16 protein-coding genes are annotated in these 14,810 nt (G+C 67.8%); 8 read left to right on the forward strand and 8 right to left on the reverse strand.

The window, feature by feature from the left end:
• Positions 1-30 precede the first annotated feature (30 nt).
• Complete coding sequence (locus EGH23_RS14330; protein WP_220580660.1) at positions 31-1,980, forward strand: cation:proton antiporter domain-containing protein; 1,950 nt, start codon at positions 31-33, stop codon at positions 1,978-1,980.
• Here EGH23_RS14330 and EGH23_RS14335 read toward each other — a convergent pair.
• Together EGH23_RS14335 and EGH23_RS14340 are read right to left on the reverse strand one after the other, a co-directional pair.
• Entirely contained in the window at positions 1,977-2,426 is a 450-nt protein-coding gene (locus tag EGH23_RS14335; protein ID WP_220580661.1) for a PaaI family thioesterase, read from the reverse strand. The genes EGH23_RS14330 and EGH23_RS14335 overlap by 4 nt on opposite strands.
• Positions 2,427-2,557: 131 nt before the next feature.
• Positions 2,558-2,893 (reverse strand): hypothetical protein, encoded by a 336-nt coding sequence (locus EGH23_RS14340; protein ID WP_220580662.1) that lies wholly within the window; start codon positions 2,891-2,893, stop codon positions 2,558-2,560.
• A gap of 153 nt (positions 2,894-3,046) precedes the next feature.
• Here EGH23_RS14340 and EGH23_RS14345 point away from each other — a divergent pair, with 153 nt between their 5' ends.
• Complete coding sequence (locus EGH23_RS14345) at positions 3,047-4,084, forward strand: TrmB family transcriptional regulator sugar-binding domain-containing protein (protein WP_220580663.1); 1,038 nt, start codon at positions 3,047-3,049, stop codon at positions 4,082-4,084.
• A 196-nt stretch (positions 4,085-4,280) separates the two neighbouring features.
• On the opposite strand, the gene EGH23_RS14350 is transcribed toward EGH23_RS14345, so the two are convergent.
• Both EGH23_RS14350 and EGH23_RS14355 read right to left on the reverse strand, forming a co-directional pair.
• On the reverse strand, positions 4,281-4,535 hold the full coding sequence (locus EGH23_RS14350) for a DUF7577 domain-containing protein (RefSeq protein WP_220580664.1): 255 nt from the start codon (positions 4,533-4,535) through the stop codon (positions 4,281-4,283).
• Between the two features lie 37 nt (positions 4,536-4,572).
• On the reverse strand, positions 4,573-4,944 hold the full coding sequence (locus tag EGH23_RS14355) for a VOC family protein (RefSeq protein WP_220580665.1): 372 nt from the start codon (positions 4,942-4,944) through the stop codon (positions 4,573-4,575).
• Between the two features lie 112 nt (positions 4,945-5,056).
• Here EGH23_RS14355 and EGH23_RS14360 point away from each other — a divergent pair, with 112 nt between their 5' ends.
• From EGH23_RS14360 to EGH23_RS14370, 3 genes are all read left to right on the forward strand, one after another.
• Complete coding sequence (locus tag EGH23_RS14360) at positions 5,057-6,451, forward strand: PAS domain S-box protein (RefSeq protein WP_220580666.1); 1,395 nt, start codon at positions 5,057-5,059, stop codon at positions 6,449-6,451.
• Between the two features lie 69 nt (positions 6,452-6,520).
• On the forward strand, positions 6,521-7,495 hold the full coding sequence (locus EGH23_RS14365) for an aldo/keto reductase (protein ID WP_220580667.1): 975 nt from the start codon (positions 6,521-6,523) through the stop codon (positions 7,493-7,495).
• Positions 7,496-7,599: 104 nt separating this feature from the next.
• Entirely contained in the window at positions 7,600-7,755 is a 156-nt protein-coding gene (locus EGH23_RS14370) for a hypothetical protein (protein WP_220580668.1), read from the forward strand.
• Positions 7,756-7,769: 14 nt separating this feature from the next.
• Here the strand turns inward: EGH23_RS14370 and EGH23_RS14375 are convergent, their stop codons facing one another.
• Entirely contained in the window at positions 7,770-8,663 is an 894-nt protein-coding gene (locus tag EGH23_RS14375) for a PhzF family phenazine biosynthesis protein (protein ID WP_220580669.1), read from the reverse strand.
• A gap of 88 nt (positions 8,664-8,751) precedes the next feature.
• On the opposite strand from EGH23_RS14375, the gene EGH23_RS14380 reads away from it, so the two are divergent.
• Positions 8,752-9,357 carry a DJ-1/PfpI family protein gene (locus EGH23_RS14380; RefSeq protein ID WP_220580670.1) on the forward strand — a complete coding sequence of 202 codons (606 nt, stop codon included), beginning with the start codon at positions 8,752-8,754 and terminating at the stop codon, positions 9,355-9,357.
• 40 nt (positions 9,358-9,397) lie between these two features.
• Here the strand turns inward: EGH23_RS14380 and EGH23_RS26855 are convergent, their stop codons facing one another.
• The 3 genes from EGH23_RS26855 to rnz all read right to left on the reverse strand — a co-directional run bounded on the left by EGH23_RS26855 (position 9,398) and on the right by rnz (position 11,659).
• Positions 9,398-9,523: a hypothetical protein gene (locus EGH23_RS26855; protein ID WP_268899447.1), complete on the reverse strand. Its 126-nt coding sequence runs from the start codon at positions 9,521-9,523 to the stop codon at positions 9,398-9,400.
• A gap of 80 nt (positions 9,524-9,603) precedes the next feature.
• Complete coding sequence (locus tag EGH23_RS14385; protein WP_220580671.1) at positions 9,604-10,677, reverse strand: Gfo/Idh/MocA family protein; 1,074 nt, start codon at positions 10,675-10,677, stop codon at positions 9,604-9,606.
• A gap of 58 nt (positions 10,678-10,735) precedes the next feature.
• Complete coding sequence (gene rnz / locus EGH23_RS14390) at positions 10,736-11,659, reverse strand: ribonuclease Z (protein WP_220580672.1); 924 nt, start codon at positions 11,657-11,659, stop codon at positions 10,736-10,738.
• A gap of 187 nt (positions 11,660-11,846) precedes the next feature.
• Between rnz and EGH23_RS14395 the strand changes: the two genes are divergently transcribed.
• Positions 11,847-12,992, forward strand: coding sequence for a DUF7282 domain-containing protein (locus EGH23_RS14395; RefSeq protein WP_220580673.1), 1,146 nt, complete (start codon positions 11,847-11,849; stop codon positions 12,990-12,992).
• Between the two features lie 222 nt (positions 12,993-13,214).
• Positions 13,215-14,786, forward strand: a complete 1,572-nt coding sequence (locus EGH23_RS14400) for a DUF7282 domain-containing protein (RefSeq protein WP_220580674.1) — start codon at positions 13,215-13,217, stop codon at positions 14,784-14,786.
• Positions 14,787-14,810: the final 24 nt, after the last annotated feature.

A 14,810-nucleotide genomic window follows, 5' to 3' on the forward strand; every position in this document is an offset into this window, starting at 1 on the left:
TACTTTGTCCGAGACAGATGGAGGACAGCAGTGGCTGGTAGCTCCGGACTCCTGATTCCGCTGGTCGCCGGTATCATCGGATTGGGTGTCCTCGCGCAGGTTCTCGCCGCCCGCCTTCGGGTACCGAGTATCATCTTCTATCTGCTGGTCGGCGTCGTCATCGGCCAACCCGGACTCGGACTTATCACGAGCGATACCTTCGGTCCCGCGCTGACCGCGATCGTCGGGCTCGCCGTCGCCATCATCGTCTTCGAGGGGGCGTACCACCTCCGCTTCGAGCGCATCCGCGAGGCCCCAACCGCGACGTTCCGACTGGTCACGCTCGGAGCGGCTATCGCCCTCGTGGGCACGGCGGTCGCGGTCAAGTTCGCCTTCTCCGACGCGGCGGTGACGTGGAATCTCGCGTTCCTCATCGGCGCGCTGCTGGTGGCGACCGGTCCGACGGTCATCACGCCCATCCTCAACGTCGTGCCGGTCAGAGACCGGGTTGCGACGGCCTTAGAGACGGAGGGGATCGTCAACGACGTGACCGCGGCGATCATCGCCGTCGTCGTCTTCGAGACGGTCAACCCCGGCGCGACGAGCGACGGGCTGTTGCAGGCGTTCGCGCTCCGGTTGGGGACCGGGCTGCTGGTCGGTCTCATCGTCGCGGGCGCGCTGTACTACCTCCTCCAGTACATCGACCTCTCGCCCGGCGACGCCCCGCGGAACTCCCGCCTGCTGGTGCTCGCCGGGGCCCTGGTCGCTTACGCCGCCGCGAACACGATTGCGACGGAAGCGGGCGTGGCCGCGGCGGCCACCGCCGGCATGGCGCTCGGCAACGTCGATCACCCCTACGAGGAGGACATCGAGTCGTTCAAGGGCGACATCACGCTGCTGGTGCTCTCGTTCGTGTTCATCGCGCTGGCGGCCCAGCTCAGCCTCGACGCGCTCATCGACGTGGGTCTGGCCGGCATCGCCATCGTCGTCGCCGTCGCGCTCGTGATCCGACCGGCGCTGGTGTTCGCCTCGACGGTCGGCGACCGCTTTACCCGCGCGGAGAAGTGGTTCGTCAGCTTCGTCGGCCCGCGCGGTATCATCCCGGCGTCGGTGGCGACGCTCTTCGCCGCGGAACTCAACAACGTCGCCGAAGAGCTGCGGACGGAGGCCGAGAACGCGAGCGGGCAGGAAGCCGAACAGCTCGTCGCGCAGGCGGATCTGCTGGCGAATCAGGCGGAGATTCTACTCGGGACCGTCTTTCTGGTCATCTTCGTGACCGCCCTGTTCGAGGGCGGTCTCGCGCGGTTCATCGCGGAGAAACTGGACGTGATACCAATGCGAGTCATCATCGTCGGCGGCGGACAGGTGGGCCGCGCGCTCGCCACGCGCCTCGAAGACCGAGGCGAGAACGTCGTCATCATCGAGGAGGACGAATCGATCGTCGAACGCGCCCGCAACGACGGCTTCGCCGTCGAGTGGGGGGACGGCACCGACACGGACGTGCTTCGGTCGGCCGGGGCCGACAACTCGAAGACCGTCGTGGCCGCCACCGGGGACGACGACGCCAACCTGCTGATATCGCAACTGGCGAGTTCGAAGTTCGACGTCGAGCGAATCATCGCCCGGGCGAACAACCCGGACAACGTCGAAGCCTTCGAGGAACTCGGCGTCCGGACCATCTCCTCGGCGATGGCGACGGCGTGGGCCATCGACAACCAGATCGAGCGCCCGGCCATCGCCCACTGGATGACCGACGTGGGCCGGACCGGCGACGTTCAGGAGGTCGAGGTGTTGAACGAGGAACTCATCGGCGAGACGGTCCGCGACGTCGGCCCGATGCTCCCCGAGGCCTGTCTCATCGCGCTCGTCAGCGGCGGGGACCACGAAGAGGCACAGGTCCCCACCGCCGATTACGTCCTGCAAGAGGGCGACATGGTGACGCTGCTCGGTCGACGAGAATCAGTCCGCGACGGGATGGCGCTGGTCGGCGGCGGCGACTAATCCGAGAGCTGTTCGACCGTCTCCTCGTCGACGCCCTCCGACCACGGTGAGCGCCCGCCGTCGCCGTCGGTCTTGTACGTTCCGCGGGCGGTGGCGACGTGGTGGTCGTCGGCGTCGTACACCTCGACGTCGACGACGGCGACGCTCCCGCCGTTTCTGACCACGTCGGCCTCGGCGCGGAGGTCGTCCGTCGCGGGCGCGAGGTAGTCGATTCGCATGTCGACCGTCGGCGAGATACTTCCCGACAGCGAGACGACGGCGGCCCCGCCGACGGTGTCGACCAGCGAGTAGGTGACCCCGCCGTGAGCGATGCGGGTCTGGGGGTTCGAGGAGTGTTCGGGACGCAGCGGGAGCCGCGCTTCGGCGCGTCCGTCGCCGACCTCGGTCATCTCGATCCCGAGTTCGGCCACGAACGGAATGTCGTTGAACAGCGCCTGTAAGCTCATAGCCGAGCGGACGACGCGAAGCCGTATAAGCCTCCGAGAACGGGAAACAACGGATGCGGAGTGGTCGGCGATGAGAGAGCGGGCTCACCGCACGCCACCATCGAGCGGGGGGAGCGAGACGCGTCGCCCTCTCAGCGGGGGGCGACGATCGAAGGTGATTCTGACCGCCCCTGGCGGAGCGAAACGGGTTCGATCCGGGCGGTCCCGCGGGTCGTCGCGGTGAACGGGACGAGCGTCGTCCGAAACGATCTCGGTACCGGCAGTGGCGGGCCGACGCGGTGCCACCGTCGTCCGACGGTGCTGTGCCGAGCGAGACACCGCGTCTCGTACCGTGCCAGTTCGACGACCACAGGGCCGGTGACGTCCGCCGTCGCGGTCGGTTCCGGCGGCCGCGAGACGTCCGTGCCGCGGCCGACGGCTACCCCGTCTGCCCGCGCCGACTCCCTCGAGTCGTCGTTGCATACCACGCTGCTTGAATGTATGATTAATGTCATTTTCATAATTCTCGCCGAGTCAGTTGTCCAGAGGTGCAACGAAGTGAGTGAGCGGTGACCCTCCGAAACGACGGCGTTCGGGGCGAACGGTGCAGTAAAGAGGCTCCGTATCGACGAACGACCAAAATGGATTCGACGGCCGAACGGCTGACACAGTTCGGACTCTCCGAGACGGAAGCACGGACCTACCTCGCGGTCCTCGAACGGGGGACGGCGACCGTCGCCACCGTCAGCGAGGCGACGGACATCTCGACCGGATACGTCTACGACCTCGTCGAGTCGCTCGCCGAACGGGGCTTCGTCGTCGTCGACGACCACCGAACGCCGACGCAGATACGCGCCGTCGACCCCGAGTCGGCCATCGAGTCGATGACCGAGGAGCTGACCGACCTCGAATCGGACCTCGCGGAGCGCTACACGGATACGGAGCGCGACTATCCCGGTATCGAGCTCGTTCGCGCTCGACAGACGCTGTACCGCCGCCTCGAACGCCTCATCGACGAGGCCGAAGACGAGCTGTTCATGATGTTGCCCACCGTCGTCGCCGAGCGGCTCTCCGAACCGCTGAAGCGGGCGCGCGACCGAGACGTGTTCGTCGCGCTGCTGCTCGGCGACGGCGAGGAGACGAGCGCCGTCGAGAACGCGACCGAGATCGCGACTATCGTCCGCTCGTGGGAACCGCCGGTCGAGACGCTCGTGACGGTGGACGACACGTCGGCGGTGACGAGCGACTCCTCGCTACTGCGCGGCGAACACCGCGACGGGGACTACAGTCTCGTCCTCGAACAGAGCCCGAAGACGGCGGGCGCGATCACCTCGCAGTGGTTCAACTTCTGGGCCGCCGGCGACGAGGTGGTCAGCGCCGACCCGCCCGAACTCCCCGCCGAGAACCTCCCGTTCAGACACGGCCTGTTCGCGATCGTCAAGCACGCCGAGGAGCGCGACCTGCTGGTGACCGCCCACCTCTTCCCCGGACAGGGCCGCCAGACGCTCACCGGCACGGTCGTCGCGGTCAATCAGAGCCTCGTCGAACCGATCACGGCGGATTTCCCGGTCCAGAACACGCTGACGCTCGACGTCGACGGCGAGGAAGTGACCATCGGCGGTGCCGGCGCGTTCGTCGAGGACTACTCGGCGAAGGCACTCAGCGTTCGAGAGCAGTAGGCGCCGACTCGAAGAGCGGTGACTGGTGGGTAATCACCGCAGCGGGACCGCGGCGCGTCGTCACAGGCATGGACACGAAGAACGGGAACCACGGTACCCATCCCATCGCACGGCGTGGTCGAGAATAAGTGTTTTCCCGCAATGACGGGTCGCTGTGCGCCTCCCGAACCGCGTCGGGTGCGCTCCGAGCGCGTTTTCACAGCGGCCCGGCACACTCTCGACAGTAAGCGAACTCGCCCTCGTTCTCGGCCCCACAGTGGCGACAGCAGTGATCTGACGAGTCGGCGCTCTCCCCGCTCTCGTCGGGCTCTGCCGGCAGGTCGGGACCACCCCGGCGCAGCCGCTCGCGGCCCTCGCGGGCGATACCGAGCAGTACCGGGGCCGCGGCGGCGAGCGCCACGAGCGCCATGACCGTCACGGCGAGGAGATACAGTTGCCCGGGCGAGACCATATCCCCTCTACGGGCCGCGGACGGGTAGCGTCTCGGGTTACAGCCAGCGGTAGAACTCTATCGTGTACCCTTCGGGGTCCTCGACGAAGGCGGCGAACGCGCCGGCGGCGTCGATCTCGGTGGGTTCGAGGACCGGCGCGCCGCCGGCGTCGATGGCCGTCTCGAAGGTCTCCTCGACGTCGTCGACGGTAAAGGCGACGTGATCGACGTCGGCGCGAGAGGGCGCGATGGGGGTCGTCCGGTCGGCGTCGTACCGCAACTGGAGGTCCGCTTCCTCGCCGCGCCCGAGGTAGACGTTCTCGACGCCGTCGAGCGCGAAGCGGTGCGTCTCTTCGAAGCCCAGCTCCCCGTAGAAGGCCATCGCGCGGTCGAGGTCCGAGACGCAGATGGCGACGTGTGCCAGATTCATGTCCGGCCGTTCGGAAGCGCCCGGAATGACTGTACCGGTGTGGCCTGCCATCCGTCCTGTGATACCACGTGCGCCGCCGGAGTTTTTGCCCTCGGCGTCGTCGTCCGAGTGAATGAACGACGCGGAGGTCGCGGCGACGCTGCTCGACTACACGCAGGACAAGATCGCGGTGGTCGACGCGGCGGGGACGTACACGTACGTGAACGCGGCCGCGGAGTCCATCCTCGGGTTCGATTCCGAGACCCTCGTCGGCGACCGGGTCTTCGAGTACGTCCACCCCGACGACCGCGCCGGAGTGGAACGCCGATTCGAGGCCGTCGTGAACGCGGCCGGGGAGTTCGCCGCCGATACCGCCACCTACAGACACCGGGCCGGCGACGGGTCGTGGGTCTGGCTGGAGAGTCGGATGTCGAACCTGACTGACTCGGACCTCGACGGGTACGTCGTGAGTTCCCGCGTCGTCACCGACCGCGTCGAGGCCGAGCGCGAGCGCCGCGAGACGCGAGAGCGCTTGCAGGAACTCGCGGACACGACCGACGACGTCCTCTGGATGTACGACGGCGACTGGTCGGAACTGCTGTTCTGTAACCCCGCCTACGAGGACGTCTTCGGACAGTCGGTCGAGGCGCTGGAACGCGACCCCCAGAGCTTCCTCGACGCCGTCTACCCACCGGACCGACCCGCTGTCCTCGACGCGATGGAACGCATCTCGAACGGTAACCCGACCGAGGTGGAGGTGCGGGTCAACCCCTCCCTGGAGTACAACCGGTGGGCCTGGATAAAGGCCGAACCGATAGTCCGAGACGGCGACGTGGTCCGTATCGCCGGCTTCACCCGCGACGTCACCGACCGCCGCCGCCGCGAGCGACAGCTCGTCGTCATCGACAACTTCCTCCGGCACAACATCCGCAACCAGCTGAACGTCGTCCTCGGCAACGCCGCGGCGCTGGCGGCCGACGCCGAGGACGAGACGGCCGAACGCACCGCCATGATCCGCCGGGCCGGGGAGGCGCTGCTCGAAACGGCCGAGAAACAGCGCGAGATCGTCGACGTGCTCACCGCGAACCAGCAGTCGGCGACGACGGAGGTCTCGGCGCTCGTCGAGGACGCCGTCGGCCGGCTCCGCGAGCGGTTCCCCGACGCGGTCATCACCACCGAGGGGATCGAGTCCGTCGCCGTCGACGCCCCCAGCGAACTGCGCTACGCGGTCGCCGAACTGGTCGAGAACGCCATCCGCCACGCTCGCTCGGAGCGCCCCGAAGTCGCCGTCTCCGTCAGGACCACGCCCGAACGCGTCGAGCTGTCGGTCGCGGACGACGCCCCGCCGATCCCCGAATACGACCGGAAAGTCCTGTTGGGCGACCACGAGATGACGGCCGTCAACCACAGCCGCGGGTGCGGGCTCTGGCTGGTCTACTGGGTCGTCGACCTCGCGGGCGGACACATCCACCACGCCGTAGACGAGGGGGGCAACACTATCACGCTCTCGCTGCTGCGGGCGTCGTGAACCGCGGCGGAAACCGCCGGTCGTCGGTCGGGTCAGAACGCCTTTGCGGCCGCCGCTCCTCGACCGGGTATGGAGTACACGACGCTCGGTTCGACGGGCATCGAAGTCAGCAAGATCTGCCTGGGCTGCATGAGCTTCGGGAGCGGTCGCGAGTGGATGTTAGACGACGAGGAGAGCCGCGAACTCATCGAACGCGCCATCGACCTCGGCGTGAACTTCTTCGATACGGCGAACGTCTACTCGGCGGGCGAGAGCGAGCGGATCCTAGGCGACGTGCTCGCGGACTACGAGCGGGACGAACAGGTCGTCGCCACGAAGGTCCGCTTCTCGGGCGCGAGCGACCACCGGAACGCGCGCGGGCTCTCCCGGAAGACCATCGAGCAGGAACTCTCTCACTCGCTCGACCGGCTCGGGATGGACACCGTCGACCTCTACCAGATCCACCGCTGGGACTACGACACGCCCATCGAGACGACGCTCCGGGCGCTCGACGACGCCGTCCGCCGCGGGCAGGTCCGCCACGTCGGCGCGTCCTCGATGTGGGCACACCAGTTCCAGCGCGCGCTGCAGATCAGCGACCGGGAGGGACTCGCCCGTTTCGAGACGATGCAGGACCTCTATCACCTCGCCTATCGCGAGGAGGAGCGCGAGATGTATCCGCTCTGCGACCGCGAAACCGTCGGCGTGATGCCGTGGAGCCCGCTCGGCGCCGGCTACCTCGCGCGCCCGCACGAGGAGTTCGAAGCCACGACCCGCGGCGTTCACGAGAGCGAGGAGGCCGGCGTCCCCTACGCCGAGGGTCCCGGGAGCGCGGAGATAAACGAGCGCGTCCAGGAACTCGCCGCCGACCACGGCGTGACGATGGCCCAGATCGCGCTCGCGTGGCAGTTCCAGAACGACAACGTCACCGCGCCCATCGTCGGCACCTCAAGCATCGAGCATCTGGAGGACGCCGTCGAGGCGCTGGAGGTCGACCTCTCGGCGTCGGACGTGGCCTACCTCGAAGAACCGTACGAGCCGGTGGCAGTGTACGGGCACGAGTAGCGAGGGGCTGAGCGCTAGCGAAGGCCCTCGACGGAACGGCGACGCCCGGCAGCGCTTTCCGAGCCGAGTGACTACGGCCAAGTACCGTTCGAGGTCGATTCCGTATGATGCCACCCTTCATCCGCCGCTGTCCCGACTGCGGGCACGTGGGCTGGACCCGTTCGTTTCGAGTCGAGACCGACGAGCGCGGACGGCGTCTCGTCGAGTGCCCGTCCTGCCAGCATCGGTTCGAGCCGGTCGACAATCCGCTGCTCAACTGACTCTCACCGCCCGTTCAGATCAGTTCGCCGCGGGCCACTGGAATTACGCTGCCGCCGACCTCGACGTGCACGTCGTCGTTCGCGTCGGCGCGGAGATGCAGTAGCGAGGGCCGCCCCATCTCGTAGCCCTGTTCGACGCGGGCGTCGATAGCCGAATCGCCGAAGTACTCGTGACGGGCGAGGTACGCCGCTAAACAGCCGTTCGAGGAGCCGGTCGCGGGGTCCTCGGGCACGTCGTAGAACGGCGCGAACACGCGGTCGGCGAGGTCGTTCGCGCCGTCGCGGGGGTCGGCACAGAACGCCAGCACGTTCTTGGCCTCGCGGTCGCCGGTCACGCGGTCGTAAGCGGCGCGGTCGAGGTCGACGCTCGTGAGCGCGTCGCGGTCTGCGAGCGACACGACGACGGTCGGCAGGCCGGTCGAGACGACCTGTACGGGCCACTCGTCGTCCAGCGCTTCGACCGGCAACCCGAGCACGTCTGCGAGGTCCGGGTGGGCGAGCCTGTCGCCGAAAGTCGGCGTCTGCTGGGTCATCCACAGCGTCTCGCGGGTCTCGCCGCCGTCTACGCTAGCGTCCTCATTCACGACGACCGGGACCTCGCCGACTTCGAGGTCGAGCGTCACCGTCTTCGGCGTTCCCTCGGCCAACTGCTCGCGGACGACCTGTGCGGTGCCGAGCGTCGGGTGGCCGGCGAAGGGAACCTCGGCGTTCGGCGTGAAGATGCGGACCGGCCACGCGCCGTCCGCGGGCGGGCCGGTGACGAACGTCGTCTCGGAGTAGTCCATCTCCCCGGCGATGGCCTGCATCTCCTCGGTCGAGAGGTCCTCGGCGTCGGTGACGACGGCCAACTGGTTGCCGGCGTAGCGCTGTCGGGCGAAGACGTCGACGATGTGGAACCGGCGGGGCATGGTCGTCGGTCAGTCGCTCGCTCAAAGAGTCTGACGGGACCGTGTGACGCTCCGGCACGGTCTTGTCCGCGGCCAGCGCCCGTTCGGTATGGAAACGGTCGCCATCGCGTGTTTCGACGGCTTCGACGAACTGGACGCTATCGGTCCCTACGAGGTGTTCGAGAACGCGCGGGCGTTCGGCGCGACGTGGGACGTGAGCCTGCGTCCCGTCGGCGACCGATCGACGGTCACGGCCAGCCACGGTCTCACCGTCGAGGTCGACGGGCCGCTCGACGCCGTCTCGCCGGACCTGCTGGTCGTCCCCGGCGGCGGGTGGAACTCCGGCGAGGACGCGGGCGCACGGGCGGCGGCCCGACGCGGCGAGTTGCCCGACGCCATCGCGGCCGCTCACGACGCCGGCGCGACCGTCGCGGGCGTCTGTACCGGCGGCATGTTGCTCGCCCGAGCCGGCGTCCTCGACGGCCGCCCGGCGGTCACGCACCGAGGGGCGCTCGACGACCTGCGAGCGACGGCCGCCGACGTCGTCGAGGCCCGCGTCGTGGACGACGGCGACGCGCTGACGGCCGGCGGCGTCACGTCGGGACTGGACCTCGCGGTCCACCTCGTTGGACGCGAGTGGGGCGAGACCGTCGCCGATCGCGTGACGACGGAGATGGAGTACGAACCGCGGGGGCCGGTTCATCACCGGGAGTGAGCGGTATCCGTCCACTCGTCCGCACGCTGGAATGCGCCCCTCACAAGTCGCCGCCACAGGCCGGACACTCGGGACCGGTCTCGCCGGTCGACGGTTCGACGCCGAGCTCGCAGTTCTCACACCACAGACGCCGTTCGCTCGTCCCGTCTGGCGTGTCGTGTGTCATGTATGAGCATGGTATCTCCGCTTGCCCAAGAATGGTAGAGACCGTTCCGTAGCGGAGAGCGGGCGGCAGCCGTCCCGACCCTAAGCGCGCTGCCGGGCGTCGTCGAGCACGTCCTGCACGTTCACGGCCTCGCCGCGGCGACTGCTCTCGATGGCGGCGAAGACGATCCCCATCGAGTGGAGGTTCTCCTCGACGCGGGTGGCCATCGGCTCGCCGCCGTCCAGCCAGTCACAGAACTGCTCGATGAGCCAGGCGTTCTCCCAGATGGGGCGTTCGGCGAGCGGAACCGCTTCGCCGTCGCCCTTCTGGAAACCGGACCAGTCGCCGACGTCGGCGGGGTCGAAGGGGAACCGCTCGACCTCGCGGTCGTCCAAGAGGAGCGTCTCGTCCCGGCACTCCGCGCGGAACTGCTCGTGGCCCCAGCCGTTGAGCGTCGTCGCGTTGGCGTAACTGCCCTCGTACTGGGCGCGGGTGCCGTCGGCGAAGTGGAGGGTCACGAGGCCGGTGCAGTCGCCCTCGTAGTCCGCGCCGTCGGGGACCCACGTCTCGGCGTAGACGCGCTCGCAGGGGGCGTCGGCGAACGACGCGAGCATGTCGAGGTGGTGAATCGCGCCGTCTAAGAGGAGCATGTCGGTCATCTCGTGGACGTAGTCGGCGTACAGTCCGCGGTTGCGGACGTTACCGGTGTAACGCGCGGTGAGGTAGTCCACGGGGCTGGCCTCGGCGAGGGCGCGGCGGAACGTCGTCTTGTCCCGGTCGTAGCGGTGACTCATCGTGATGCCCATCTTCGCGCCGGCCTCGCGGACCTTCCGCTCGATGCGCACGGAGCTTTCGAGCGTATCGGCGATGGGCTTCTCGGAGAGGACGTCGAGCCCGTGTGAGAGCGCCGTCTCGACGACGGGTTCGTGGGCCGACGGCGGCGTCACGACCGAGCAGAAGTCGGCGTCGCGCTCCGAGAGCGCGGCGTCGAGGTCGGTGTAACAGCGTTCGGCCGAGAGCCCGAGTTCGGACTCGGCCAGCTCGAGGCGTTCAGGGTTCATGTCGACGGCGGCGACGACGTCGACGCGACCGGCCTCGACGTTGGGCGGGATCGCCTGCGTAACCCAGTGACGCCCCTGCCCACCCAGCCCGACGTGCACCATGCGTTGTGTCATGGAGATGGGGTACCCGCCGTCGGGTATAAAGGTCGTGTTATCGCCCGGTGGGGTATGCTTACTCGCTGTCCGGGAACTGGACATGTCGTTCCAGCCCGTCCTCGGCGAGGAGTACCTCGCCGTCGAACGCTTCGCGGGCCTCGGCGGCGAGCGTGTCGGCCTGCCCGGCGTAGCGCGTCGAGATGTGCGTGAGGGCCACGGTTCTGACGCCCGCCTGTCGGGCCACCTCGGCGGCGTCTCTCGCCGTCGAGTGGGCCGTCGCCTGCGCCCGCTCTCTCCGGTCCTCGGCGAAGGTGGCGTCGTGGACCAGCAGGTCCGCGCCCTCGCTCGCGTCGACGACCGACTGCGTCGGGAGGGTGTCGCCGGTGTAGACGAAGGTCCGACCGGGGCGGGGCGGGCCGACGACTTCCTCCGGCCGAATCGTCCGACCGTCGTGTTCGACTGCCTCGCCGCGGTGGAGTTTCGAGTACTTCGGTCCCGGCGGGATGCCGAGTTCCTCCTCGGCCTTCTCCCGGTCGAACTCGCCCTTGCGGTCGTCTTCGGCGAGGACGTAGCCGACGGCGATACAGCGGTGGTCGGTCTCGACGGCGCGGACCTCGTACTCCTCGCGGTCCAGTACGGTGTCGCCGGCCGACACCTCGTTGACTCGGACCGGGTAGGAGGGAGTCGTCCCGGTGGATTCGATGAGCTGGGTGACGTTGCCGCGGGTCCCCGCGGGGGTGTGGATGGCGACGGGTTCCTCGCGGTCGTTGAAGTCGAACGTCTGGAGCAGGCCCGGGATCCCGAGGACGTGGTCACCGTGGAGGTGCGTGAGGAAGACGTGGTCGATGCCGAAGCCGGTCCCGTAGCGCATCATCTGTCGCTGGGTACCCTCCCCGCAGTCGAAGAGGAGGTAGTCGCCGTCCCGGTTGACGAAGATGCCGCTCGTGTTGCGCTGTACCGTCGGGATGGCCCCGCTCGTCCCGAGAAACGTCACTCGCATCCTCTGGTCGTGGGCCGCCGACGGGTAAACGCGTGTCGAAAGCCGCCCGGCAAAGCCCGGCTTTCTCGGACTAATGACGGCTTTTCGAACGGTTGGCTATACCTTCGGTTCTGAACTGTCGTTCCTGTTTATCGGCTGTCCTGTTGTCCAATCGTCCGCGTCGCCCGCAGACGGGCGACAGAGAACCATGATACGTACCAAGACACTGGCCGTCTTTCTGGCCATCGCTATGGTCGGGGCGTTCGCCGCGCAGGCGGCGGCCGTCCCCGGCGTGACAGCACAGCAAGAGACCCCTACAGAGGAGGGGACACCGACCGAAGAAGGAACCGAGACCGGCACTGAAACCGGAACCGAAACCGGCACCGAAGTAGGTGCCGAGACCGCGAACGCGACGCAGGCCGACAACGAGACGGCTGCGAACGATACAGCCGACAACGAGACGGCCGAGCCCTCGGTCACGTTCGACGATCAGGAGACCGACGGAACGACGGTGACGGTCAGTAACGTCAGCGTCCCCGAGGGCGGCTTCGTCGTCATCCACGACGAGATCCTCGAACAGGGCAACGCGCTGGACAGCACCATCGGCGTCTCGGAGTACCTCGAACCCGGCGAGTACGACAACGTCACGATCACGCTGTACGAGGTGCCCGGCGCGGAGTTCGGTGAGACGGACGCCGAAAGCGACACGATGGCCGGTAACGAGACGATGACCGGCAACGAGACCATGACCGGTAACGAGACGATGACCGGCAACGAGACCATGACCGGCAACGAGACGACCGTCGGCGAGCAGACCGCGACGCCCGACAACGAGACGACGGGCACCGAGACGGCGGCCGGTAACGAGACGATGGCGGGCAACGAGACCATGACCGGTAACGAAACCGGTATGGCTGATAACGCCACGACCGGCACGCAGGCCGAGGACAGCGGCTCGCAGATGCAGCTGACCAGTGACCAGACGCTCACTGCGATGCTGCACGTCGACAGCAACGACAACCAGACGTTCGACTACGTCAGCACGTTCAGCCTCGAAGACGGTCCCTACGTCGTCGACGGTGAGCCGGTCACCGACGCGGCGAACGTGACCGTCACCAACGAGAGCGACGGCGCGGGCGCGGCGACCGACGATACCGGTGCCGAGACCGGCACTGAGACCGAGACGGGCACCGAAACCGGTACTGAGACCGAAACCGGCACCGAGGAGGCCGGCGCGGGAACGACCGAGACGGAGACGCCGGGCGGTGCCGGAGCCGAGGAGACGCCGACCGACGGCGGCGCGGCCGTTGGCACGGAGACGGCCACCGGAACGCCCGGTGAGGCGTCCGGCTAACGTCCGAATCGACGGCGGTTCAGCGGGCCGACTGCCGAACGAGCGGGCCGAGACGAGTTAGGGCTCTCCGCTTACCGCAGCGACAAAGCCCGCCTTTCTCCCGCTAATTCTCGCTTAGCCATCAGTTGGGGATTCCTTCGATTCTGAACTGTCTGAGCCGTTTATCGGCTACCATTCCCTCCTACCGGTCGCGTCGTCTCTCCGAAGACGACAGGATTACTCATGACACGTACCAAGATCCTCGCCGTACTTCTCGCGTTGAGTATGTTCGGTGCTGTCACTGTTCAGGGAGCGGCACTTCCCGGCGTGACAGCCCAGCAAGAGGCACCGGACGGACAGCAAAGCGGACTCGTCGTCGAGTCGATCACGGCTCCGGACAGCGCCGAACCCGGCTCGACCGTGACCGTCGTCGCCGAGGTGAGCAACCCGGGAAGCGCGCGGACCACGCAGGAAGTCGAGTTCCGCCTCGGCGGTGACGTGGTCGACCGGACGCTCGTGACTCTCGCCGGCGGCGAGAACGCGACGGTCCGGTTCGAGGCCGACACCGAGGACTTAGACCCCGGCGAGTACCGCCACGGCGTCTACACCGGCGCGAACAGCCAGACCGCCACGCTCGTCCTCTCGGAGTCCTTCGAGATCGCGGACTTCGACGCGCCGGAGTCGGTCGAAGCCGGTGAACTCGTCACGGTCGACGTCGAACTGGAGAACCCCAACGACTTCGAGACCACGCAGAACGTCTCGTTCTGGTTCGACGGCAGCCGCGTCGCCAGTGAGGCGATCACCATCGACGACGGCGACGACGAGGACGTGACCTTCAACCTCTCTTCCGAAGGCGTCGCGCCGGGGACCTACGAACACGGCGTGTTCACCCGAGACGAGGGCGAACTCGCGGAACTCGAGGTCACCGAACCGGGGCCGACGGACGCCTCGGTCGCCTTCGAGGACCAGGAGTCCGACGGCACGACCGTCACCGTCGACCAGCTGGTGATTCCGAGCGACGGTTACGTGACTATCCACGACGATAGCCTGTTGGAGGGCAACGTCGTCGGGAGCGTCATCGGCGTCTCCGAGTACCTCGAAGAAGGGACGTACGAGAACGTCACCGTCACCCTCTACGACGTCGAAGGTGCCGACTTCAACGAGACCGAACTGACCGAGAGCGGGACGCTCATCGCCATGCCGCACAACGAGACGACCGGCGACGAGACCTACGACTTCGTCGCCAGCAACGGCACCGACGACGGGCCGTTCACCGTCGGCGGCCAGCCGGTGACCGACGACGCGACCGTGACCGTCGCGGGCGCGAACGAGACCGCCGACAACGAGACGGAAGCGCCGCCCGCCGACAACGAGACGGCAGCGAACGAGACCGCCGACAACGAGACGGCGGCCCCGACCGCGAGCGTGGCGCTCGACGACCAGACGTCCGACGGGACCTCGGTCACGGTGACCGACGTCTCCGTCTCGGAGGGCGGCTACGTGGTCATCCACGATAGCGGTCTCCTCGACGGAGACGCCGTCGGCAGCGTCGTCGGCGTCTCGGAGTACCTCGAACCCGGCGAGTACGACGAGCTCACTATCGAACTGTTCGACGTGCCGGGCGCGACGTTCGACCAGACGGAACTGACCGAGAACCAGACGCTCATCGCCATGCCGCACCTCGAAGACAGCGGCAACGAGACCTACGACTTCGTCACCAGCGGCGGGAGCGCCGACGCGCCCTACGTCGACGACGAGGGCGCGGTCACCGACGCGGGGAACGTCACCGTCGCGGCCAACGAGACCGCCGGCTGACGCCCCTGTCACACGTTCACATTT

It is taken from the genome of Haloarcula nitratireducens, from assembly GCF_019599505.1.

Coding starts and splice junctions, on each gene's coding strand:
- EGH23_RS14375 (WP_220580669.1), bottom strand. CDS start 8,663: ATGCCCCGCCGGTTCCACATCGTCGACGTCTTCGCCCGACAGCGCTAC.
- EGH23_RS14395 (WP_220580673.1), top strand. CDS start 11,847: ATGATACGTACCAAGACACTGGCCGTCTTTCTGGCCATCGCTATGGTC.
- EGH23_RS14360 (WP_220580666.1), top strand. CDS start 5,057: ATGAACGACGCGGAGGTCGCGGCGACGCTGCTCGACTACACGCAGGAC.
- EGH23_RS14335 (WP_220580661.1), bottom strand. CDS start 2,426: ATGAGCTTACAGGCGCTGTTCAACGACATTCCGTTCGTGGCCGAACTC.
- EGH23_RS14400 (WP_220580674.1), top strand. CDS start 13,215: ATGACACGTACCAAGATCCTCGCCGTACTTCTCGCGTTGAGTATGTTC.
- EGH23_RS14385 (WP_220580671.1), bottom strand. CDS start 10,677: ATGACACAACGCATGGTGCACGTCGGGCTGGGTGGGCAGGGGCGTCAC.
- EGH23_RS14365 (WP_220580667.1), top strand. CDS start 6,521: ATGGAGTACACGACGCTCGGTTCGACGGGCATCGAAGTCAGCAAGATC.
- EGH23_RS14380 (WP_220580670.1), top strand. CDS start 8,752: ATGGAAACGGTCGCCATCGCGTGTTTCGACGGCTTCGACGAACTGGAC.
- EGH23_RS14350 (WP_220580664.1), bottom strand. CDS start 4,535: ATGGTCTCGCCCGGGCAACTGTATCTCCTCGCCGTGACGGTCATGGCG.
- rnz (WP_220580672.1), bottom strand. CDS start 11,659: ATGCGAGTGACGTTTCTCGGGACGAGCGGGGCCATCCCGACGGTACAG.
- EGH23_RS26855 (WP_268899447.1), bottom strand. CDS start 9,523: ATGACACACGACACGCCAGACGGGACGAGCGAACGGCGTCTGTGGTGT.
- EGH23_RS14370 (WP_220580668.1), top strand. CDS start 7,600: ATGATGCCACCCTTCATCCGCCGCTGTCCCGACTGCGGGCACGTGGGC.
- EGH23_RS14355 (WP_220580665.1), bottom strand. CDS start 4,944: ATGAATCTGGCACACGTCGCCATCTGCGTCTCGGACCTCGACCGCGCG.
- EGH23_RS14345 (WP_220580663.1), top strand. CDS start 3,047: ATGGATTCGACGGCCGAACGGCTGACACAGTTCGGACTCTCCGAGACG.